The 22093-nt window shown below is 72.9% G+C and carries 19 protein-coding genes; 2 read left to right on the top strand and 17 right to left on the bottom strand.

What is annotated here, in order from left to right; all coding sequences use genetic code 11:
• Positions 1–26: 26 nt before the first annotated feature.
• Positions 27–200, bottom strand: a complete 174-nt coding sequence (locus IE212_RS17560) for a hypothetical protein (RefSeq protein WP_373301401.1) — start codon at positions 198–200, stop codon at positions 27–29.
• A gap of 83 nt (positions 201–283) precedes the next feature.
• Between IE212_RS17560 and IE212_RS17555 the strand changes: the two genes are divergently transcribed.
• Together IE212_RS17555 and IE212_RS17550 are read left to right on the top strand one after the other, a co-directional pair.
• The gene (locus IE212_RS17555) at positions 284–865 is read left to right on the top strand and encodes a substrate-binding domain-containing protein (protein ID WP_190198805.1); all 582 of its coding nucleotides are present in this window, start codon (positions 284–286) and stop codon (positions 863–865) included.
• 46 nt (positions 866–911) lie between these two features.
• Positions 912–1598, top strand: a complete 687-nt coding sequence (locus IE212_RS17550; RefSeq protein WP_190198804.1) for a phosphatase PAP2 family protein — start codon at positions 912–914, stop codon at positions 1596–1598.
• A gap of 7 nt (positions 1599–1605) precedes the next feature.
• Here the strand turns inward: IE212_RS17550 and IE212_RS17545 are convergent, their stop codons facing one another.
• The 16 genes from IE212_RS17545 to asnB are packed head-to-tail and all read right to left on the bottom strand — an operon-like array spanning position 1606 to position 22092.
• The gene (locus IE212_RS17545) at positions 1606–2949 is read right to left on the bottom strand and encodes a glutamate-1-semialdehyde 2,1-aminomutase (RefSeq protein WP_190198803.1); all 1344 of its coding nucleotides are present in this window, start codon (positions 2947–2949) and stop codon (positions 1606–1608) included.
• A gap of 7 nt (positions 2950–2956) precedes the next feature.
• A complete protein-coding gene (rfbC, locus tag IE212_RS17540; RefSeq protein ID WP_190198802.1) occupies positions 2957–3508 on the bottom strand; it encodes a dTDP-4-dehydrorhamnose 3,5-epimerase in 552 nt (183 codons plus the stop codon).
• Entirely contained in the window at positions 3505–4731 is a 1227-nt protein-coding gene (locus IE212_RS17535) for a polysaccharide pyruvyl transferase family protein (protein WP_190198801.1), read from the bottom strand. The genes rfbC and IE212_RS17535 overlap by 4 nt, the downstream gene beginning before the upstream one ends.
• Positions 4728–5675 (bottom strand): glycosyltransferase family 2 protein, encoded by a 948-nt coding sequence (locus IE212_RS17530; protein WP_190198800.1) that lies wholly within the window; start codon positions 5673–5675, stop codon positions 4728–4730. The genes IE212_RS17535 and IE212_RS17530 overlap by 4 nt, the downstream gene beginning before the upstream one ends.
• The gene (locus IE212_RS17525) at positions 5672–6961 is read right to left on the bottom strand and encodes an MATE family efflux transporter (RefSeq protein WP_373301403.1); all 1290 of its coding nucleotides are present in this window, start codon (positions 6959–6961) and stop codon (positions 5672–5674) included. The genes IE212_RS17530 and IE212_RS17525 overlap by 4 nt, the downstream gene beginning before the upstream one ends.
• 5 nt (positions 6962–6966) lie before the next feature.
• Entirely contained in the window at positions 6967–8250 is a 1284-nt protein-coding gene (locus IE212_RS17520) for a DUF4910 domain-containing protein (RefSeq protein ID WP_190198798.1), read from the bottom strand.
• Positions 8238–9263, bottom strand: a complete 1026-nt coding sequence (locus IE212_RS17515) for an NAD-dependent epimerase/dehydratase family protein (RefSeq protein WP_190198797.1) — start codon at positions 9261–9263, stop codon at positions 8238–8240. Before IE212_RS17515 ends, IE212_RS17520 begins: the two co-directional genes overlap by 13 nt.
• A 3-nt stretch (positions 9264–9266) precedes the next feature.
• Positions 9267–9914 (bottom strand): PIG-L deacetylase family protein, encoded by a 648-nt coding sequence (locus IE212_RS17510; RefSeq protein ID WP_190198796.1) that lies wholly within the window; start codon positions 9912–9914, stop codon positions 9267–9269.
• Positions 9911–10705: a sugar phosphate nucleotidyltransferase gene (locus IE212_RS17505; RefSeq protein WP_190198795.1), complete on the bottom strand. Its 795-nt coding sequence runs from the start codon at positions 10703–10705 to the stop codon at positions 9911–9913. The genes IE212_RS17510 and IE212_RS17505 overlap by 4 nt, the downstream gene beginning before the upstream one ends.
• A complete protein-coding gene (locus tag IE212_RS17500) occupies positions 10702–11952 on the bottom strand; it encodes a class I SAM-dependent methyltransferase (protein ID WP_190198794.1) in 1251 nt (416 codons plus the stop codon). The genes IE212_RS17505 and IE212_RS17500 overlap by 4 nt, the downstream gene beginning before the upstream one ends.
• On the bottom strand, positions 11953–13176 hold the full coding sequence (locus IE212_RS17495) for a glycosyltransferase (RefSeq protein WP_190198918.1): 1224 nt from the start codon (positions 13174–13176) through the stop codon (positions 11953–11955).
• Between the two features lie 8 nt (positions 13177–13184).
• On the bottom strand, positions 13185–14474 hold the full coding sequence (locus IE212_RS17490; RefSeq protein ID WP_190198793.1) for an O-antigen ligase family protein: 1290 nt from the start codon (positions 14472–14474) through the stop codon (positions 13185–13187).
• A gap of 1 nt (position 14475) precedes the next feature.
• On the bottom strand, positions 14476–15996 hold the full coding sequence (locus IE212_RS17485) for a right-handed parallel beta-helix repeat-containing protein (RefSeq protein ID WP_190198792.1): 1521 nt from the start codon (positions 15994–15996) through the stop codon (positions 14476–14478).
• The gene (locus IE212_RS17480) at positions 15993–17966 is read right to left on the bottom strand and encodes a heparinase II/III family protein (protein ID WP_190198791.1); all 1974 of its coding nucleotides are present in this window, start codon (positions 17964–17966) and stop codon (positions 15993–15995) included. Before IE212_RS17480 ends, IE212_RS17485 begins: the two co-directional genes overlap by 4 nt.
• On the bottom strand, positions 17963–20140 hold the full coding sequence (locus IE212_RS17475; protein WP_190198790.1) for a bi-domain-containing oxidoreductase: 2178 nt from the start codon (positions 20138–20140) through the stop codon (positions 17963–17965). The genes IE212_RS17480 and IE212_RS17475 overlap by 4 nt, the downstream gene beginning before the upstream one ends.
• Positions 20141–20157: 17 nt before the next feature.
• On the bottom strand, positions 20158–22092 hold the full coding sequence (asnB, locus tag IE212_RS17470) for an asparagine synthase (glutamine-hydrolyzing) (RefSeq protein WP_190198789.1): 1935 nt from the start codon (positions 22090–22092) through the stop codon (positions 20158–20160).
• Between the last annotated feature and the right edge of the window lies 1 nt (position 22093).

Raw genomic sequence — 22093 nt, 5'->3', positions numbered from 1 at the left:
GGCAGGAAGGGGGACGCCCGGGCCTGTCAGGCCAGGCCGAACCGCTCGGCGTGCACTTGCCGGTGGGGAACCGTCAGCTCGCGCAGGGCGCCGAGCACGGCCGCGGTCATCGAGGGCGGCCCGCAGACGTACACGTCGCGTTCGGTGATGTCGGGGACCAGGGCGCGGAGGCGCGCCCCTGTGCTGCGCCGCCTCCTCACCCGGCGGCCGTACCGGCCGCCGTCGCCCGGTACGGTGTGTGATTAACGTCTTAACCGCAAGCCGCAAGGGTGTTGGGGTACGGATGACGATCTCGCGTGCCTGGCGGCGTCCCACGCTCGGTGCGGTGGCCGCACGGGCCGGGGTGTCCACGGCCACGGTGTCCCACGCACTCGACGGCACCGGACGCCTGTCCGACGCGACCAGGCAGCGCGTACTCGCCGCGGCACGCGAACCCGGGCACGCCCGGTGCGCCGAGCGGGACATGGCCGTCCTCGTCGAGGGGTACGCCACGCTGCCCGACCACGTCACGGCTGAACGTGAGGCAGTCGGCCGGCTGCTGGACCGCGACCCCCGACCGGACGCCGTCATCGGCGTGTACTCCGACTCAGGCCACGACATCCTGGCCGCCGCCCGCTACCGCGGCCTCCGGGTGCCGCGGGATCTCCTGGTCGCCTGCATCAGCGAGGACCCGGACTACGCGACGACGACCCCACCCATCACCACGGTCAGCCTCCGGCCGGACGAGGTGGGCGAGCAAGCGGTCGACCTCCTGATCGCCCTCATCAACGGCCGCCGCGGCGTGACCCGCCGCCGACTGGTCCAGCCGCTCCTGACGGCGCGCCGCTCCACACAACGGTCCAGGGCCGGAAGCGGTACCTCGTGATCGACTCACGTCCCCCGCCGTGCACAACGGACAAGGAGGTGGGAGTGTGACCGCCCGGTCCGCGTCCGCCGTGCTGGCCCCCCGGCTGCGCGTCGGGCTCGCTCTGGTCGCGGCCCTCGCCGCGGCGGTGGTCGTCGTGCTCGCGGCCCTGTATGCCGGCGACAGCCGGCCCGGCAGGGTGGACGCGCGGATCTCGGCGGCCGTGGACGGGGTGGGGGCGACCTGGTGGGACGTCGCTCTGGCCGTGGATTTCCTGGGGGAGCCGGCAGGAGCGGCAACGCTGGTCGCGGCCGCCGTGGCGGGGTGCCTGCTGCTCCGGCGTCCTCGGGCGGCGGTGTTCGCCGTTGCCGGGGCCGGCCTGGCGGTGGCGGTGACCACGCTGCTCAAGTCCCTGGTCGGACGCACCATCCACGGCGACGGAAACCTGTCCTATCCGAGCGGGCACACCGCCTTCCTCACCGCCCTCGCCCTCGCGGTGGCGCTGCTCGCGACCGGCCGGCTCGGCCTCGGCAGGGCGGCCGGCACCGCACTCGTGCTCGCCGCGGGGCTGGTCGCCGGCGCCGCCATGGGCTGGGCCCAGGTCGTCCTGGGCGCCCACTACCCGACCGACGTCCTCGGCGGCTGGTGCACCGCGCTGGCGGTGGTACCGGCGACGGGGTGGCTGGTCGACCAGGTGGCTGACCGAACAGTCGACCGTACCGCCGACGCCGGTCGCCGTCCCGAGCGGCGCTGACGCCACGTCACGCCAAGCGGCGGAACACCGGCTTCACCGGGCGCCCGCCCAGCCAGCCGGTGGGGTCGGCGGCGTCCAGTGCCTTCCGGTACACCGCACAGGCCTGGGCCACCACGTCGACGGTGTGGTCGATGTCGGCGTCGGTGAGCGCGGCGCTCACCACGAACGACGGGGCGAGCACTCCGCCCGCGAGGAGCCGGCGCAGGAACAGGGTGCGGTACCGCTGCGACGGTTGCCCGTTCTCGTCGAGGGTGGCGAAGACCAGGTTGCTGGCCCGGCCCCGCAGGACGAGGTGCTCGCCGACGCCCATGGCGGCCGCGGCCTCGCGGACACCGGCGGCCAGCCGCTCGCCGAGGGCGTGCAGCCGCGCGGTGACACCCTCCTCGACGTAGGTGGTCTGCACGGCCATCGCGGCTGCCAGTGAGTGCGTCTCCGCGCCGTGCGTGGTGGACAGCAGGAACACCCGGTCGCCGGAGTGCCGCAGCCCGCCCCGCTCCATCAGATCGCGGCGCCCGGCCAGCGCCGAGACGGCGAACCCGTTGCCCAGCGCCTTGCCGAACGTGGAGAGGTCGGGGACGACGCCGTACAGACCCTGCGCGCCCGCCTCGGACCAGCGGAAGCCGGTGATCATCTCGTCGAAGACCAGTACGCAGCCGTGCCGGTCGGCCAGTTCGCGCAGGCCCGTGAGGTAACCGGGCGGTGGCTCGGTGTGGGTGGCGGGTTCGAGGATGAGGCAGGCGATCTCGTCCTGGTAGCTCTCCAGCAGTTCCTCTGTGGCGGCCAGGTCTCCGTAGGGGAACGCCACGGTGAGGTCGGTGGTGGCCGCCGGAATGCCCGCCGACATGGGTGTGGTGCCGATGAACCAGTCGTCGACGGAGAAGAAGGGGTGGTCGGCGCAGAGGGCCACCCGCGCGCGCCCGGTGGCGGCGCGGGCCAGGCGCACCGCGGCGGTGGTGGCGTCGGAGCCGTTCTTCGCGAACTTCACCATCTCGGCGGTCGGTACCGTGGCCAGGAAGCGTTCCGCGGCCTCGACCTCGACGATGGACGGGCGGACGAAGTTGCTGCCGCGGTCGAGTTCCCGGCGCGCCGCCTCGATCACGCGTGGGTGGGCGTGGCCCAGGCTGACCGACCGCAGGCCGGAGCCGTACTCGACGTAGCGGTTGCCGTCGATGTCCCACACGTGGGCACCGCGGCCGTGGCTGATGACCGGGGCCAGGTTCTCGGGGTACTGGTCGTCGCCCTTGGCGTAGGTGTGCGCGCCGCCGGGGATCATGGTGTGCAGCCGCTCGTTCGCCGTACGCGACCGGGGCAGGAGGAGCTCTTCGGTCTCTGCAGCGCCTTCGGTGTGCACGGCGGCCTCAACTCTCCTTCTGCCGCAGGATTTCGGCCAGGGTTGGCGCCTTTCGGTCCCGTTCGGACATCGCTGTGACCGGCAGTGGCCAGGGAACGGCGAGTTCCGGGTCGTCGAAGGCGATGGTCACGTCCTCGGCCGGATCGTGCGGGCGGTCGATCCGGTACGAGGTGTCGGCGGTTTCGGTCAGCGCCTGGAAGCCGTGCGCGCATCCCGCCGGGATGTAGAGGGTCGCCTGCGTCTCGCCGGACAGCTCGAAGAAGGCCCGGCCCAGGTAGGTCGGCGAGTCCGGCCGCAGGTCCACGACGACGTCGAAGATCTGCCCGTACGAGCACCGCACCAGCTTGGCCTCGCCGGCGCCGGAGCGCAGGTGCAGGCCGCGCAGCACGCCCCGGACCGAGCGGGACAGGCTGTCCTGGACGAAGGCGTCCGGGTCGAGGCCCACCGAGCGGACCACGTCGGCGTCGAAGGTGCGGCAGAAGAAGCCGCGTTCGTCGGTGTACGGCGTCGGCTCGAACAGGTACGCGCCGGCTATCGCCGGGACTTCGGTCGCTTTCACGCAGCCTCCTGACGGGCGGTGGTGTGGTCGGTCCCCGGGAACAGGGCCGCGGTCAACGCGGTGAACTGGCGCTCGAGTTGCCGGGCGGCGACCAGGTTCCGCTCGGCGAGGGTCTGCCGCACCTGGGGCGATCGCCGCTCCAGCGCCCGGAACTGCTCCAGCAGCCGGTCGGCGTCGACCTCGCGAGCCGGGTGGCAGTACGCGGCAAGGCCCATCCGGCCCATCAGCGCGTCGCTCTTCGCCGCATAGCTGAGGGCGAGTGTCGGCGTTCCGGTCTTCAGCGCGCACACCAGGTTGTGGTACCTGGTCGCCACCACGGTGTCGGCGGCCGCCGTCTCCTTCATCAGGTCGGTCAGCGAGGTCACTTCGGCAGCGGTGACCAGCGGCGAGTCCACCGCGTCGAGGATCGCCGCGACCACCGGCGCGTCGCACGCGTCACCGGTGAGCAGCCGGACCGGTCTGCCCTCCTCGGCCAGCGCGCGGACGAACCGGGTCGTCCCGTCGAGGTAGCGCCGGTGGATCTCCTCGGCCCGGCCGCGGTCGTCGTCTCCGCCGTGGAAGTCCATGACGCCGACGCAGACCGGTCGCGGGTGGGCCGACGGGTCCGGGGGCGTGCCCGGCGGCGGCGCCGGCAGGGCGAAGGCGAGGTCCGGGTGGACCTCGTCGCCTGCGGTGTCCACACCCATCGCCCGCATCGCGTCGCGGGACAGGGCGTCCCGGTACGACCGGTAGGCGGCCAGCCGTGCCGACCAGCGCACCAGGGCCCGGGTCGGCCGGGCGCCGATCGCGGCGGCGCCGACGCCGACCAGCGCGACGCGGGTGCCGAACAGCCGGCCGGACGCGCAGAGCAGGAACAGCGAGTAGGGAAAGCCCCACGGCCGCAGCGGCAGCGTGGCCTCCAGGACGCCCATGCCCGGCACGATCACCACGTCGTGCCGGCGCACCCAGGCGGCGGTGCGGACGGCGTCGACGAGTTTGCCCAGACCCTTGGCCGCGATCGCGCCGGCACGTGAAGCGGTCCGGTACTCCCCGCGGTACCAGTGCAGTCGCGTCGCGGGGATCCCGTACCGGGACGCGACGGCCTCGGGTCCGCCGCACAGCGCGTCCACCACCGCATCCGGATGCTCGGCGCGGAGGTAGCCGAGCAGGGCCTGAAGCGATCCGTCGTTGCCGAGGTTGCCGGAGCCGAGGAGGCCGAACACGCCCACCCGCACCGGGATCATGCCCGCCTCCCCTCACGGCCGGCGACGAGGGCGTCGACGCAGACGTCGAACCGGTCCGGGTCGACCGGGGCGCGGTCCTCCACCCGCTCGCCGGCGCCCGGCCGGGCCCGGCTGGTCATCCAGGCGGCCAGGTGGCGGTAGCAGGCGCGCCGGTCGGCCGCGGACAGCGGCGCCCGCCGGATCGCCGCGACGAAGCCCCAGACGTACTCGGCGAGCAGCCGTGGCGTCGGGTGCAGCGGACCGGCCCGCCGCGGGTCCAGGTTGACGCACCGGGAGCGCTTGGACGGGTTCGCCCGCTCGGCGCGGGTGGGGTGGTCGCGGCGGAAGTACAGCAGCTCCGGCACCTGGTGGAAGGGCCCGTGCAGGCCGATCTCGGCGACGAAGGTGCGGTCCGCGTGGTGGTAGCTGTCGTGCGGCTTCACCCGGCGCAGCACGTCGGCCCGCATCACCCCGTAGAAGTCGTCGCCGCCGGGCTCGAACAGCATGCTGCGGAAACGCTCGGGCGCGCTCGGCGAGGCGGTGGCGAGCGTGTACTCGTACGGGACCTTCACCTTGCCGTCGCCGTCGATCACCGCCTGGTCGGCGTGCGCCAGGATCACGTCGGGCCGCTCGTCCAGCGCCTCCACGCAAGCCCGCAGCAGGTCCCGGGCGTACAGGTCGTCGTGCGAGGCCCACTTGAACAGCTCACCGTGGCAGCGGGTGAACACGTAGTTGTGGTTGGGGGCGGCGCCGATGTTCCGGGGCAGCCGGATGTACCGGATGCGCGAGTCCCGCGCCGCGTACTCACGGCAGATGTCCTCGGTGCCGTCGGTGGAGGCGTTGTCGGAGATGACCAGCTCGAAGTCCTCGTAGCTCTGGCCGAGCAGGGCGTCGAGCGACTCGGCGAGGTACTCCTCGCCGTTGTAGACGGGCAGGCCGATGCTCAGCCGGGGATGGGCGGTCATGACGTCCTCACTTCGCGAAGGGGCTTGTGGTGGTGCTCACGCCGGGCGGACCGCAGTTGCAGCCACCACACGGCCGAGCCGGTGACGGTGGCGGCGGCGACGCCCCAGGCGGAGCCGGCCGGGCCGGCCACGGCCGCACCGCCGAGCCCGCCGGTGACGTAGCAGGCGGAGGCGATCAGCTGGCTGCGCAGGCTGCGCGCGGCCGCGCCGAGCGCGCGCAGTCCGGCCGCCGCGCCGGTGCCGAGTCCCGCGCCCGCGACGCCGAGCGTGACCGGCACGATGAGCCCCGAGGCGGCGCTCCAGACGCCGCCGAGCAGGAACACGCCGAGCCGGTCGGGGACCAGCAGCAGCGCCCCGCCCCAGAGCAGCGCGGCGGCGGCCTGCCCGCCGCCCAGCAGCAGGCAGAACGCGCCGAGGCGGTGCGGGGCCCGCCGCAGCACCCGTGCCGCCTCCGCGACGGTGACCAGCGAAAGACCCATCAGCACGGCCAGGAACGGGCCGAGCAGCAGCTCGGCACCCCGGATCACGCCCACCGCGCCGACCCCGGCGATCGCGCCGAGCCCGTATGCCCGCAGCTGGCTCGCACCGCTGTTGCCGACGTTCTCGACCAGGTACCGGCAGCCGAGGTCCCGGTGCGCGCGCAGCCACTCGCGCGCACCGGTCAGCCGGGGCCGGATGCCGGACTGGAAGCAGCCGTACACCGCGGCCACCGCCGCGGACCCGCCCCAGGCGAGCAGATACGCGGACACGCTGCCCACTCGGGCCGCCATCACCAGGGCCGGGACGAGCGCGACGCCCCACACGACGTCGTTGACGAACGCCTTCCGTCCGGCGCCGGCGGCGAAGAACGCGAACCGCCACGCGTCCTGCAACAACAGCCCCGGCAGGACGACGCCGAGGCAGGCGAAGGCGGAACCCGCGCGGCCGCCGGCACCGAGCCCGGTCGCCAGGCACGCCGCGCCGAGGGCGGCACCGACGCCGAGCGCGGTCCCCGACGACCGGGTCACCGCCGCGCGCCAGGTCTCGGTGGGCACGCCGCTGAAGCGCACCACGAGCGGGTCGGTGGCCAGGCCGCGGGAGACGTTGAGCACCACGCCGTAGCTCACCCAGGCGAGGCTGAACACGCCGAACGCGGTCACTCCCAGCGAGCGGGCCACGTAGAGGCCCACCGCGAAGTTGGACATGCTGGAGGCCGCCTGGTCGGCCAGCCCCCAGGACAGCCGGCCGGCGAGGGCCCGCTTGGCGGACCCGGCCGGTGCCGTCGTCTGTTCCTCCTCGGTGGTCATCGGCGTCATGCCTTGATCAGCCCGGCGCCGTGCAGGGCCGCGGCCGCGGCGGCGACGGTGTCGAACGGCAGCCCTGACCGCTCGGCGACGTCCAGCAGACCGTGCTCGCCGTCGGAGAGGTTGAGCACCCATAGCATGGCCATCTGGGCCTGCCTGGTGTCGCTGCGGCCGCCGAGCGCGTCGTACAGCCCGCGCCGGCCCAGCTGCGGTTCGCCGTAAGGGCTGAGGTTCAGGTAGCGCCGGTTGCGGTCCAGCACGGCGAACGCCTCGCGGCAGACGTCGAGGGTGTCCGCCATCGCCTCCGGGGAGACGAACTCCGGGTTGTCCGCCGAGGTGTGGTACTCGGGATAGGCGGCGTACGGGGTCCGGGTGAGCGAGCCCACGCCGAGGTTGAACCCGGGTGAGCAGAACTGCCGCTCGTCGTAGCCGTACGGAGTGAACTCCGTTATCCGGTGGGGGCGTTCGGAGCGGGCCAGTACGTGCCGCATCACCCGGTCGATCTCCGCGTCGCCGCGTCTGCTCTGCTTGTACGTCAGCTGACCCGGGTCTCCGGCGCACGCCAGCACGAGTCCGTGCTTGATCAGCTCCACCCGTTCCGCGTTGCGGGCCAGCCAGGTGATCGCCCCGATGGTGCCGGGCGCGAACAGGAACCGGTACGTGTAGTACGGCGTCCGCCGTGCCAGCGCCCGGGCCAGATACGTCGCCACCGCGATGCCGGCCAGGTTGTCGTTGGCCAGCGACGGGTGGCAGACGTGGCAGGAGACGATCACCTCGTCGGTGACCTGCCCGGGGACCACGTGCTCGGCGTAGGTGAGGTGGCCGTCGGCGAGTGTGGAGTCGACGCACACCTCGTACTCGCCGTCCGGCATCGCGTCCAGGGTCTCCTGGGCCAGGCAGAACCCCCATTCCCGCCGGTAGTAGCTGGTGCGGTACGGCACCCAGCCCGGGTGGTCCGGCAGGGTGTGCAGGTGTGGGCGCAGCTCGTCCAGCGGCATCGTCGCCGACACCGGCACGCTGTAGCCGAGCACGTGCAGGCTGGACGCCGCGAAGTCGACGACCCGGTTCCCGGCGGCGTCGGCGATGTACGCGTCCCGGATGTTCCACTCCTGCGGCACCGTCCAGTCGAGCACCTGCGTCCCGGTCGGCACCTCGTGCACCCGCAGCGGGATGTACTCGCCGACGATGTCCAGGGTGGCGCGCACACCGTCGCCGGTGATGCTCCGGCACAGCGGGTACAGCCGCTCCACCAGCGCGTGCATCTCAGCGCCGAGCCCGGTCACCGGCGCCACCGCAGGGTGCCGTCCACGGCACCGGCGTCAAACGCCGCGCGCAGCACCGCGAGGCGGGTGAAGCGCCGCTCGAAGTCCTCCCTGGTCAGCCCGTGTTCCCGGTAGGCGTCGGCGAGTTCCAGGGCGCCCTGTTTCACCGTCCACTCGCAGTCGAATCCGGGAACCGCGGCGCGGAACCGGGAGAAGTCCACCCGGTACGAGCGCGGATCCGCACCGGTCTCCCCGGTGATCACCACCTTCGCGCCGGACACCGCCTCGGCGACCTGACCGGCGATCTCGGCGACCGTGACGTTGTTGGTCTCGCTGCCGATGTTGAACGCCCGGTCGTGCACGGCCTCGCGCGGCGCGGTCAGCGCGGCCGTGAACGCCCGTGCGATGTCGGCGGCGTGCACCAGCGGGCGCCAGGGGGTGCCGTCCGAGAGCACGAGCACCTCGCCGGACAGCAGCGCGTGGCCCACCAGGTTGTTCAGCACGATGTCGGCGCGCAGCCGGGGCGAGTAGCCGAAAGCGGTGGCGTTGCGCATGAACACCGGGGTGAAGTCGCCGTCGGCCAGCGCGTGCAGGTCGTCCTCCACCCGCACCTTGGACTCCGCGTACGGGGTCACCGGGCGCAGCGGGGCGTCCTCGCCCACCAGATCGTCCCCGCCGGCGGCTCCGTACACCGAGCAGGTCGACGCGTACAGGAAGCGCCGCACCCCGGCGTCGCGGGCCAGCCGGGCGAGGCGTACGGACGCGTGGTGGTTGATGTCGTAGGTGAGCTCCGGCGCCAGGGAGCCCAGCGGGTCGTTGGAGAGCGCGGCCAGGTGGATCACGGCGTCCACCCCGGCCAGGTGGCCGGCCGTGACATCGCGCAGATCCACCCGGTGACCCGGCGGGTCGGCGGGCGCCGGGCCGAGGACGCAGCCGGCGAACAGGCCGGCGTCGAGGCCGACGACGTCGTGTCCGGCCGCGTCAAGGACCGGGGCCATCACGGTGCCCAGATAGCCCTGGTGTCCGGTGAGCAGTACGCGCAAGGTTCAGTCCCCCAGGTCGAGCGTGAGTTTGGTGACGGCGAACGCCTCGGCGTAGCGCGCGTGGCATTCGACACCGCGGATCCGGGCGAGGCCGAGGAAGGCCTCCCGGTCGTACCAGGGCCGGTGCCGCTGCGAGGGGTAGTGCTCCTGCAGCAGCCGTGCCTTCTGCTCGGCGATCTCCGGCGACAGCGGCTGGTACGCCGCCGGGCGGCCGAGATCGCCGTCCCACTTGACGATCTCGTAGCCGAGCACCAGGTGGTCGCGGAACGCGGTGGGTATCAGCCGTGCCAGTCCGCGGTGGTCCTGGTGCGCGTCGTCGGTGCGCGGGGCCAGGATCAGATCCGGCTCGCTCCGCGCGCGCAACTCCTCGACCGCGGCCTTGGCCTCCTCCCAGTGCACGGGCATCCGGCCGTCCGGCAGCTTGAGCACGGTCGGCCGCAGGTCGGCACCCGGGCAGAAGGCGGCGAGCGCGGCCCGCTCCTCCCGCTCCCGCTCGGTGCCGCCACCGGAGAGCACCAGTGCGTCGACACGCAGACCAGGCCTCGCGTGGCACAGCGTCAGCAGCGTCCCGCCCGCGCCGATGGCGATGTCGTCGCAGTGCGCCCCGACCGCGACGATCCGGTCCAGGCGGCGGGACCCCAGGCGGATCACGCGCTCACCCCGGCGCCGTCCCGTTCCCACACGGCCCACGGACGGTCGCCCCGGGCGTAGGCCTCGTCGAGCGCGGCCCGCTCCTTCACGGTGTCGGTCGGCTTCCAGAAGCCGCGGTGCCGGTGCGCCACCAGGCGGCCCCGCTTGGCCAGCTGGGCGCAGCCGTCGGCGACCAGGTCCCCGCCCTCCGGTATGTGGTCGAAGACCTCCTGGCGCAGCACGAAATAGCCGCCGTTCTCCCACAGCGGCAGTTCGCTCACCGCGGTGATGCCCCCCACCAGGCCGTTCTCGCCCAGTTCCACGCAGTGGAAGGACGACTGCGGCGGCACCACCATCATCGACGCCCCGGCGTCGCGCCGGGCGAACCGGTCGATCATCTCCGGCAGCGGGGCGTCGGTGAGCACGTCGGCGTAGTTGGCGAGGAACATCTCGTCGCCCTCCAGGTGGTGCCGCACCCGGCGCAGCCGCTCCCCGATCGGTGACTCGATGCCGGTCTGCGCGAACGTGATCGTCCAGTCCGCGATGTCGGTGGACAGCAGCTCGGTCCGCCCGCCTCTCAGCACGAAGTCGTTGGACGTCGTCTCCTCGTAGTTGAGGAAGAAGTCCTTGATGTGGTGGGCCCCGTATCCGAGGCACAGGATGAACTCCCTGTGCCCGTAGTGCGCGTAGTAGCGCATGACGTGCCAGATCAGCGGCCTGGGGCCGACCATCGCCATCGGCTTGGGCACGTCGTCCGCGGCACCGCTGCGCATCCGCATCCCGTAACCACCGCAGAACAGAACGACCTTCATGCTGTGACCTCTCGGGACGCGGCCTCGACGATGCTCAGTTCCGGGACGGGGAAGACCAGCCGGCCGCCCCAGTCGTGGACGAAGGACAGCTGCTCGACCAGCTCGGCCCGCAGGTTCCAGGGCAGGACGAGCACGTAGTCCGGCCGGTCGGCGGCTATCCGCTCCGGCGGCAGGATCGGGATGCGGGTGCCCGGGGTGAACCTGCCGTGCTTGTAGGGGTTGCGGTCGACCGTGTACGGGAGCAGGTCGGGCCGGATGCCGCAGTGGTTGAGCAGGGTGTTGCCCTTGCCCGGGGCGCCGTAGCCGACGACCGTCTCGCCGCGCTCGGCCGCCTCGATGAGGAACTTGAGCAGGTCCCGGCGCACCTTGGCCACCCGGGCCGAGAACTCCGTGTACCCGGACAGCTCCCGCAGACCGGCGGCCTTCTCCCGGGCCAGCACGTCGGCCACTCGCCGGCTCGGCTCTCCCGCCACCTCGGCGGGCCGGGCCCACAGCCGGACGGAGCCGCCGTGCGTGGGCAGCAACTCGACGTCCACGAGCGCGAGTCCGCCGCTCGCCAGCGCCCGGATCGCGGACGCCACCGTGTAGTACTGGAAGTGCTCGTGGTAGATCGTGTCGTACTGGTTCTCCTCGATCAGGGTCAGCAGGTGCTGCACCTCGATGGAGACCCAGCCGTCGTCGGCGACCAGGGCACGCAGGCCCCGGGTGAACCCGATCACGTCGGGGATGTGCGCGTACACGTTGTTGGCCACGACCAGATCGGCCGGGCCGTGCTCCTCGCGGACGGCCGAGCCGGTGTCCGGGCCCAAAAACTCCGTGAGCGTGGGCACACCCGCCTCGCGCGCCGCGGCGCCGACGTTCACCGACGGCTCGATGCCGAGGCAGCGCATCCCCCGGTCCACCACGTGCTTCAGCAGGTACCCGTCATTGCTGGCGACCTCGACCACGAAGGCGTCCGGGCCGAGCCCCACCCGCCGGACGGCGTCGGCGACGAACGTACGCGCGTGCTCCACCCAGGAGGTCGAGTACGAGGAGAAGTACGCGTACTCCTTGAACGTCTCCTCCGGCGTGATCAGCGGCGGGATCTGCGCCAGCCAGCAGTCGGTGCAGACCCGCAGGTGCAGCGGGTACGCCGGTTCCGGCTCGTCCAGTCGGTCCGCGGCGAGAAAGCTCTCGCACGGTGGCGTCGCCCCGAGATCGACGACGCTCGCCAGCGCCGCCGAGCCGCAGAGTCGGCATCGTGTCATCTACTGCCCCCCATTGATTCCGTCCCCCATCGCTTCCGTCCGCCCCGCGATCGCGGTGCGGTATTCATCCACCAGCCGCTCCAGCCCGACGGCCGGGCTGAAGCGCCGCTCGTAGCGGCGCCTGGCCGCATGGCCCATCTCCTGGTTGCGGTCCGGCTCGGCCGTGATCCGGCGCAGGCAGGACGCGAGCGAGCCGGGCTCGCCCGGGCGGTGCAGCAGCCCGGTCACCCCGTCCTCGACGAGTTCGACGAACGCGCCGTGACCGGCGGCGACGGCCGGGACCCCCGCCGCCATCGCCTCCGCGACCACCAGGCCGAACGTCTCCAGGGCCATCGACGGAGCCACCACGGCCACCGACCGCGCGACGGCGTGCCGGACCTGGGCCTGGTCGAGCAGCCCGACGTGGCGCACGTCGTCCCGGCCCGCCGCCCAGGCGGTCACCTCCCGCTCCAGTGGCCCCGCGCCGGCGAGCACCAGCGGCACGCCCACACCGCCGTTCGCCGCGATGTCGTCCCACGCGGTCATGAGCAGCCGCACGCCCTTGGCCTCCGCGAGCCGGCCCAGGAACAGCACATGCTCGCCGGCGCCCGCCCGGCGGGCACCCGGCTCCGGAACGAAGTTGTGCTTCACGGCCAGCCGCTCGGGCGGCATGCCGGACCGCACCAGGACGTCGCGCTGCGCCGCGGAGATGCAGAAGAACCGCGCCACGCCGGACCACCACCGCCGCCGGTTGGCCGACAGGCTGACCGCCAGCGGCACCGTCGCAAGGCGGGAGTTCCGGTAGCAGCCGTGCCGGACGGCGGGCAGTGACGCCTTCGTCCCGACGCACTCGGTGCACGACCGGCCGTCCCGGTGCAGCGTGCCCGGCGGGCAGACCTGGGTGTAGTTGTGCAGCGTGGCGACGGCGGGTACACCGGCCTCCGCGCAGGCGGCGAGGACCGCGGGCGACAGGAGCGGGAAGACGTTGTGGATGTGCACCACGTCCGGCCGGTCGCTGCGCAGCCGGGCGGTGAGCTCCCTGCGGACCGCCGGGTTCCACGGCACGAGGAGCGGCACCGCGGCCTTGCCCAGGAGGGACCGGCCGGCGATGTCGTCGCTGCGCCGCTCGAAGACCCCCACCCGGTGGCCGGCCGCGCGCAACAGCCCCACTTCCTGGTCGACGACCCTGTTCTCCCCGCTCGGCTGCGCCGAGGAGTAGCGGTTGTGCACCACGAGGACGTGCATGCTCACGGTCACCTCCGGGCCCATCGCGGGATACGTGGCTGGGGGACCGCGGGCCTGGTACCCTGCACGGCCGCGGCGGGTGCCGCCAGGAGCGAGGCGGCCAGGGCCAGATGCAGCAGATACGGCGAGGCGTCGCCGAGGCCGGCCTCGGTGTACGACGAGATCGCGACATAGCTGATCAGGAAGATCGCGCAGGCCCTCGGCAGCGACGGTGGCCGCAGCAGCGCGACACCCGCGAGGACGACGACGAACGCCGCCACGAGGGTGAGGCCGATCAGACCCTGCTCGTTGTAGACGGCCAGCCAGCTGTTGTCGATCGGCAGCCCGCCGAACGACTTGTCGCCCAGGCCCGTGCCGAACACCTGCTCCGCGGTCGTCCTGGGCGCTGCCAGCAGGGCGTCCCAGACCTTGGCCCTGCCGGTGAGGCTGGTGAAGTTCTCCCTGCTCTGGCCGCGCAGGAACCACGCCTGCAGTGCGGAGGCGAAGCCCACCGCGGCCACCGCGCAGACCAGCACCGCCCAGGTGAAGAACCGGCGGGCGGCGGCGCTGGTCAGGACGAGCGAACCGATCGCCAGCGCCAGCCCGGCGAGCAGCCCGACCGTGGCCGTCCGGGTGTGGGTCAGCGCGAGCAGCACCAAGGACGGCACGATGACCGCCGCCGCGCTGCCGCCGGTGGTCCGGCCGCCCATGACGAGCAGCACGGTGAGCCCGGTGATCACCGCGGCGTACTGTCCGATCTGCGGCGGGGTGAGCGGCCACAACGCGCCGACGAGACGCCCGCCGTAGGTCTCGGGCATGGCCGCGCCCGGGGAGATGACCAGGCCCGCGGCCGCCGTCCCCAGGGCCGCGAAGTACATCCGGATGTGGTGCCGGACGAATGTCAGGCCGCCGTCCCACCACCGGGTGAGCAGCCACAACGTGCCGACGAAGAGGGCCAGCCGGGCGCAGCGGAACAGCGCGCCGAACCCGGACTCCAGGTCCGCGCTGGAGATCACGCTCGGCACCAGCAGCAGGGTGAGCAGGAACACGAAGGCGCTGGGCCGGACGCGCAGCCGGAGATTGAGCGTGAGCGCCAACGCGAACGCGGCGGCCAGCGCGCCCATGGTGACCATCTGGATGAGGGAGCGGGGCAGCGGGACGATGGTCTTCGCCCCGGCGGAGCCGAGCGTGTTGAGGCCCAGCAGCGCCCAGACGATCGCGACGGCCTTCGGGGTGCCGGCGGCACGCGGCTCGGCGCGAGACCGGACGGCGGTTCCCCCTCCGCCCGGCGCACCGCCGCGCTTCAGGTCTTCGTCCATCTCAACCACCGGCCGGTCGTGAGAAGGTGCTGCCCGCGTCCTGCCGGTACGGCGTGCTCCGCCACTGTCCGGAGTCGAGCAGCCGGTCCGTGTTCTCCGCGACGAAGCTCCACGGTCCTCGGTAGAGGTTGTGGTGCCAGCGGTTGTGCTGCTTGTGGGTGATCGCCTCGGCCACCCGCCTGCCCTTGTACGGCGACCACTGCGGATAGGTGCCGTAGTTGGCGAGGACCGCCATGCGGCCGCACTCGGTCTCGCACCCGACGACCGACGTGTCCAGCAGGAAGCGGTTGTGGTGGATGTCGACGCGCTGGGTCTTCCACCGGCAGTCGGCGTGGAGCGGTGCGGTGGCGATCGCCGTCCTCGCGCAGCGGCCGGTGTCCTTCACCAGCAACGTGCAGTAACCGGTCGAGGTGTTGGCCGGGCTGTTGCAGAACCGGTCGGCGTTCTCCCACAGGGTGATGCCGTTCCAGTTGTCCTCCAGCACGTTCCGGTAGATCTCCAGCTTGTCCGTGCGGGCCCGGATCCGTGGCTCGCCGCCGGACTCGGACACGTAGACGGTCGCGTACGGGAAGGTGTCGCCGCGGTCGGCCGCCTTACGGCCCTCGACCCGGTTGTTGCGCCGGATCGTGTTCTTCCGGATCACCGCGTTGTAGCTGGTCTCGTAGATCAGCGCGGCACCGTCGTTGGCCTCGAGCACGTTGTTCTCGATGCGGAAGTCGTTGTTGTCGGTGTCCGCCCACAGCCCGGCTCCGCGGTTGTGGTGCACCCAGTTGCCCCGCACGTCGGCGCCGTCGACCGCCCAGAACTTCACACCGCCGGTGCATCCGCAACCGGGCTTGCGCCGCTCCCAGTCGTCGGTGTTGTTGCCCGTGATCTCGTTGCCCTCGACCACCAGCTGGCGGATGGAGTCACCGGTCTTGTACGCATTCATCCCGTACTGCCCGTTGCCGCGCAGGCAGCTGGCGCGGACTCGCTGGCGGGCGCCGGCCATCAGCCCGGCACCGGAGTTGTACTGGATCTTCGCGTGCTCGATCACCCAACCGTCGGCCATGTCGTGGTTGACCACGCCCTCGTCGGGCGGCGCGGTGAAATGCTGCACGGTCAGGTGGCGGATCGTGACGTCGCCGGCGGTGCCGCTGAACGCGTAGTTGTTCCTCTTCCCGCCGTCGAGCACCGCGCCGGGAGCGCCGAGGTAGCGGTTCCCCCGCTTGGCGACGACCTGGGCGTAGCGGTCCGGCTGGAGCCTGTGCTTGCCCGGCCGAAGCCAGAACGTGGTGCCCGGGGGGCTGCTCTTCGTCTTCTCGGCCAGGTCACCGACCACCTCGGGGTCGACCGTCACCGCGCCCGCCGGCGCCTTCACCGGCCCGGCCGCGGGCCTGGCGCACACCCGGGCCACCGACGTGGCGGGCGCGGCGGTCGGCTTCGGCCGCGCGCCCGGCGCGCTCTCGCAGCCGGTCACCGACAGCAGGGCAAGCGCCAGCGGTGCCGCGGCCCACGCCCGGTGTCGCCTGGTCGACGTCACACGTCCCCCTGGCCGCTGAAGCCGAGTACGGTCGTGAACGCCTCCGTGCCGTCGGTGAAGCCGGTGCCGAGCAGCGTCGTGCTGGGCTCCTTGCGCCCGAAGCCGGCGGAGTACCAGCCCAGAGGGGGGTCGCTCTCGCCGCGATGCGCCCGCCAGGAAAGCTGCCCGGGCAGGTCGAGCACCGCGGAGCGGTCCTCGCCGTCCCGGGTCCAGGTGAGCACCGCCCGGCTCCCCGTCAGGTCCGCGGCGATCGCCGGGCCGAGGTGGAACGCCAGCCGTACGGCCCTGCGCGGGCCGTGCCGGCCGCGGACCTCGTCGACCACCCTCAGCTCCTGGCTCGCGGCCGTCAGCTCCACCCGGCGGCGGTGCACGCAGCGCTGGTAACCGTCGTGCTCGGCGCTCCAGCGTGCCGCCCCCTTCCCGGCGGTCTCCGCCACCAGGACGCGGCTGCGGGCATGCCGGGTCCACAGGAAGGGGCCGCCGGAGACGGACTGGTCACCGCCGTCCAGTTGCAGGGTGTTGTGGCCCAGGGTCGACCGGAAGTACCGCCGCCACTCGGGCTGCCCGTGGTAGCAGTACGTCCCCGGGTCGGCGAGCACGTCGACCCCGTCGTGCCGGACCTCCACGGACAGCGCGTCCGCGTGGGCGTGCGCGGCGATGGACAGGAAGCCGTGCGGACCGCCGTCGCAGCGGCACCAGATCTCCCCCGGACCGCGCAGGATGGTCATGCCCGCGTCGGGGAAGTGCGCGGGGCGGCTCGCCGGCCGGGCCACGGCCGGTGCGGTGGGCTTGATCAGCGCGGTCAGCAGCGCGGTGCGCACATCGGTGCCGGCCGGCGCCGGCCACCAGTCGAGCCGGCCGAACACGGCGTCCCCGGTGGCCAGCAGCGAGCCCCAGCGGTCGGTGCCCGCGCCGTCCACGACCAGACCGTGCCCGTCGTCCGCGTCTCCCTGGCGAGGCGGCCGCAATCTGCTGTCCACGACGGCGGCGAGGGCGTCGGTCATCCGCAGCAGTACGAGCCGGATCGACGCGGGGACCGGCCTGCCCGCCGCGTCGGCCTCCGCCACCGCGGCCAGGCCGAGCTCCAGCACCAGTCCGTGATACTCGGTGGCCAGCTCGCGGTTGAGGCCGGAGCCGAAGGTGTTGCCGCGCAAGTGCCGCTCCAGCGACCGCAGCGCGTCGGCCCGCCAGCGCGCCGAGGAGGGGAACCACCCGAACGCGCAGGCCGCGGCGAACTGCCCGGCGGCCTCGGCGATGACGTGGTTGTTCGCCGAGGACCCCCGGCTGGGGAAGGCGGCCAGCCAGCGCTGGTGGTGCCAGATCTGGTTCAGCGCCACCGGGTTGCCCTCGAACAGAGCGGCCGCGCCCGGCCAGCCGTCGAGCAGCCGGCGGATCCACACCCAGGACAGCAGCCGGATCCCCAGCTCGATGCCGCTGATCCAGTGCACTCCGCGCAGCGGCGCGTTGGCCGCCCACCACGACCGCAGGTGCTGGGCCACGCGCTCGGCGTACCGCTCGTCGCCGGTGATCGCGTAGGCGGCGGCGAGCACGGTGAGGTACTGGTGGCGGGACAGCTCCCAGATCTGCTTGATGTCCCCGACCGCGTCCTCGCTCCGGTACGGCAGGTCGAAGGCGTAACCCCACGGAGCCCGGCGCCCGGTCTTCGGGTCGTACCACCAGTCCGGGTCGGCCAGGTCGTCGCGGACCACCCCGAAGTACTCGGCGTGCCCGTGCATCAGCCGGTCCGCCTCGGCGATGAGACGTTTCGCGGCGTCGGGAGGCACCGCGGCGATCGCCCCGGCGGGCAGGACGGAGGTGAAGCGGGCGCCGGTCACGTCCGGGCAGCTCGTCCGCGCCGACCGCCAGCGCCGCCTGCGCACCGTGTCGCCGACCCGGCCCGCGACCTCCTGCGGCCCCATCCGGGACAGCCGCCGCAGGTACCAGCCCGCACTGCCCGAGCTCACCGTCATCGCGCCCCCGCCAGCGTCACCGGGGCGCCGGCCGCCAGGCCGGCCCGCACGGCGAGGGTGGCCGCCGTGGTGGCGGCCAGCGACCGAAGCGGCACCGGCATCGGCCCACCGGTCCGCACGGCCTTGACGAACGCGGCGAGTTCGGCGTTCTGGCCCTTGTCCCGGGCCTTGGGCAGCCGCGAACTGACCCACCGCTTGCGGCCGTGGACCGAGGCACGGACGAAGTCGTCGAGCCGCAGCGCCTTGCCGTCCGCGACCAGGTCCAGCGTCTCCTTGGGGAACGCGGACGGGCCGGTCGTGACGTAACTGATGGTGGCGGTGGACCCGTCCGGGTAGCGCAGCACGACCTGCAGGTCGTCGTCGCCGGACGTGGCGACCGCGTACACCGAGACCGGGTCGGCGTCGAGCAGCCAGCTCGCCGTGTCGATGAAGTGCCCGCCCTCACCGGCGAACCGCGAGCCCTCGGTGCCCCGCCGGAGGTACCAGCTGCCGGCGTCGAGGCGGCCCGCGTTGACCAGGTAACGCAGGCTCGCCGCACCGCTGCGGGCGCCGAACCGCCGCCTGGCCTCCCGCAGCAGCGGCGCGAACCGGCGGTTGAAGCCCACCTGCAGCCGGTCGTTGCCGGACTCCTCCACCGCCGCGAGCACCCCGGCCAGCTCGTCCTCGGTGAGAGCCAGGGGCTTCTCCACGAAGACGGCCTTGCCGGCCAGTAGTGCCTTCCGGGTCAGTTCGGCGTGCGAGCTGTGCCGGGTGACCACGAATACCGCGTCCACGGACGGGTCGCCGAGTACGGCGTCGAGGTCGGTGGTCGCCCCGGCGAAGCCGAACTTCCGCTGCGCGTTGGCCGCGGACAGCGCCGTCGTGGTGACGACGGTGGACAGCTCGACGCCGTCGCGCCGCACCAGGTGCGGCAGCAGCATCGAACTCGCGTAGTTCCCCGCGCCGACGAACGCGAGCCGCACCGGTGTGCTGGCGGGCCGGGCCGGAATCCGCCGAACGTTCACCGCGGGCACATCCACCGCCGGGGCCGCCGCCTCCGCCGTGTGTCCGGGCCCGGGGTAGCGGAACAGCACGGCAACGGCCTTCAGGTCGCCGTCCTTCAGGCGCTGGTACGTCTGCACGGCGTCGTCGAAGTCGGCGATGTGGGAGACCAGGGGTTCCACGTCGACGCTGCCGCGGGAGAGGAGATCGAGGAAGCACGCCAGGTTGCGGCGCTCGGTCCAGCGCACGTGACCGATCGGGTAGTCGCGCCCCTCCAGCTCGTACTCCGGGTCGTAGCGGCCGGGGCCGTAACTGCGGGAGAAGCGGACGTCGAGCTCTTTCTCGTAGTACGCGTTCCACGGCAGGTCCAGGCGGCACTTGCCGATGTCGACGACCCGGCCGCGGTCCCGGCACAGCCGGGCGGCCAGCTCGACGGGCTGGTTGCTGCCGCCCCCGGCGGCCAGGTACACCTGGTCCACGCCGTGTCCGCCGGTCAGTTCGGCGACCGCGGTCTCCACGGCCGCGGACGCGGGATCGCCGCAGGCCGCCGCGCCCAGGCGCTCGGCGAGCTCGCAGCGCGCCGGATCGGGGTCGGCGCCGACGACACGCACTCCCGACGCGGCGAGGAGCTGCACCACCAGCTGCCCGATCAGCCCGAGGCCGATGACCAGCGCCACCTCACCGAGCCGGGACTCGCCCTGGCGGACGCCCTGCAGCGCGATCGACCCGACGGTGCCGAAGGCCGCGTCCCGCGGCGCGAGGCCGTCCGGCACCGGGGTGTAGAGGTTCTTCGGCACCCAGTTCAACTCGGCGTGCAGCGCGTGCTCGTTGCCGGCGCACGCCACGAGGTCACCGGCCTTCACGTCGTCGATGCCCGCGCCGACCTGCTCGACCACCCCGCACAGCGAGTAGCCCAGCGGCGTGTAGGAGTCCAGCTTGCCCATCACCTTGCGGTACGTGGACGGCACCCCGTTGGTGGCCACGCTCTGCATGACCTTGGCCACCTGGTCCGGCCGGGAGCGGGCCTTGCCCAGCATCGACATGCCGGCCTCGGACACCTTCATGAGCTCGGTCCCGGTGGAGATCAGCGAGTAGGCGCTGCGGACCAGCACACCGCCCGGCTTGCACCCCGGCACCGGCACGTCGAGCACCGCCAGCTCGCCGCTCTTGTAGTTCTGCACAACCTGCTTCACCCGAACTCCTCTGATTCCTAAGCCGGTAACCGAGTGCTCTGGCCGGACCGGGAGGTCGCGTCGCGATACCAGTACTCGAGGGTCAGCACATGCCACAGATGCTTGGAGAAGTCCCGCTGCCCGGCGGCGTCCTCGGCGACCATCCGCGCCAGCGCGTCACGGCGCAGGAACCCGGAACGGACGAGTTCGCCGTCGTTGACCACCTCGCGCACCAGCGGCGCCAGGTCGCGGCTCATCCAGGCCCGCAGCGGGGCGCTGAACAGGCCCTTGGGCCGGTGGACGATCTCCCGGGGCAGGACCGAGCCGGCCGCCTCCTTGAGGACGGCCTTGCCCTGCCGCCCGACGATCTTGCGGTCGCCGGGCACCGCGAACGCCGCCTTCACCACCTCGACGTCCACGTACGGCACCCGCACCTCGGTCGACGCGGCCATGCTGGAGCGGTCGGTGTAGGTGAGGTTGAGGCCCGGCAGGAACATCCGGGCGTCGCCCAGGCACATGCGGTTGACGAAGTCGCCGAGGTCGTTGTCCTGGTAGACGTCCGCGTGCTCGGTCAGCACGTCCTCGACCGTTCCGGCCAGGTCCGGATCGACCAGGGCGAGCAGCTCGCCCCGGTCGTACAGGGTGTAGCTGCGCCGGAACGCGGTCTCCTCCGGCAGATCGGCGAAGGAGAGGAACCGCTTCGCGAAGCGCACCGACCGGTACCCGCGGCGGGAGGTGGCGACCGGCAGCCGGTCCACGGCCGCGGACACCCCGCGCCGCAGGGGCCGCGGGACACGCTGGTAGCGCAGCGCGAGCAGGTTGGCCAGGTGCTTGCGGTATCCGGCGAACAGTTCGTCGGCGCCCATCCCGGAGAGCATCACCTTGACCCCGGCCTCCCGGGCGGCCGTACAGATGAGAAACGTGTTGATCGCCGCTGGGTCGCCGATCGGCTCGTCCAGGTGGTACGTCATCCGCGGCAGCAGGTCGAGCACGTTCGGGGCGATCTCGATCTCGTGCAGGTCGACGCCGAACCGCTCGGCCACCTGCCGGGCGTAGCGCAGGTCGTCCGGCATCGCCTCGAACCTGGCGTCCTCGGCGCGGAACCCGATCGTGTAGGCGGAGATCCCGGGCCGGTGGCGGGCGGCCAGCGCGGTCAGATAGCTGGAGTCGAGGCCGCCGGAGAGGAACGTCGCCACGGGGACGTCGGAGAGCAGGTGGCGCCGTGTCGACTCCTCGACGGTGGCGGCGATGTCCGGCCGCTCGCCGGTCCGGGCCCGCTCCTGGCCCTCGGCCGCGACGTCCTTGAGGTTCCAGAACCGGCCCCGCTCCACCCGGCCGTCGGCCCGGCACCTGAGCCAGCTCCCCGGCGGCAGCTTCTCCGCCTCGCGCAGCGCGCAGCGTGAGTCCGGCACCCAGTAGTAGAGGAGCGAGGCCACCAGTGCCGCGTGGTCCACCTCCAGCGCCCCGCCGGTCGCGGCGGCCAGCGCCTTGAGCTCGGAGGCGAACACCAGGCCCGCGCCCCGCCGGAGCAGGAACAGCGGCTTGACGCCCAACTGATCGCGGGCCAGCACCAGTTCACCGGTGCGCTCGTCGAAGATCCCGAACGCGAACATGCCGCGCAGCCGGGGCAGGCAGTTCGTGCCCCAGCGCCGCCAGGCCTCCAGCAGCACCTCGGTGTCCGAGGTACCCCTGAAGCGCGCCCCGGCGGCCGCCAGTTCGGCCCGCAGCTCGGGCGCGTTGTACAGCTCGCCGTTGTACGTCAGGGCGAGGCCGTCCGAGACCATCGGCTGGGCGCCGGTTGCGGACAAATCGATGACGGCGAGTCGGCGGTGCCCGAAGTGCACCTCGCCGTCACCCACGGGATGGCTGTATCGGCCCGCCCCGTCCGGGCCGCGGTGGGCGAGGGTGTCGGTGAGCCGGTCGGTCACCAGCTTCCCCTCAGGCCATCGGAACGTACCCGCGATGCCACACATG

Origin of the sequence: Streptomyces djakartensis (assembly GCF_014651075.1) — a bacterium.
GTDB classification, from domain to species: domain Bacteria; phylum Actinomycetota; class Actinomycetes; order Streptomycetales; family Streptomycetaceae; genus Streptomyces; species Streptomyces djakartensis.
This window is presented reverse-complemented; position numbering and strand designations above follow the sequence as displayed.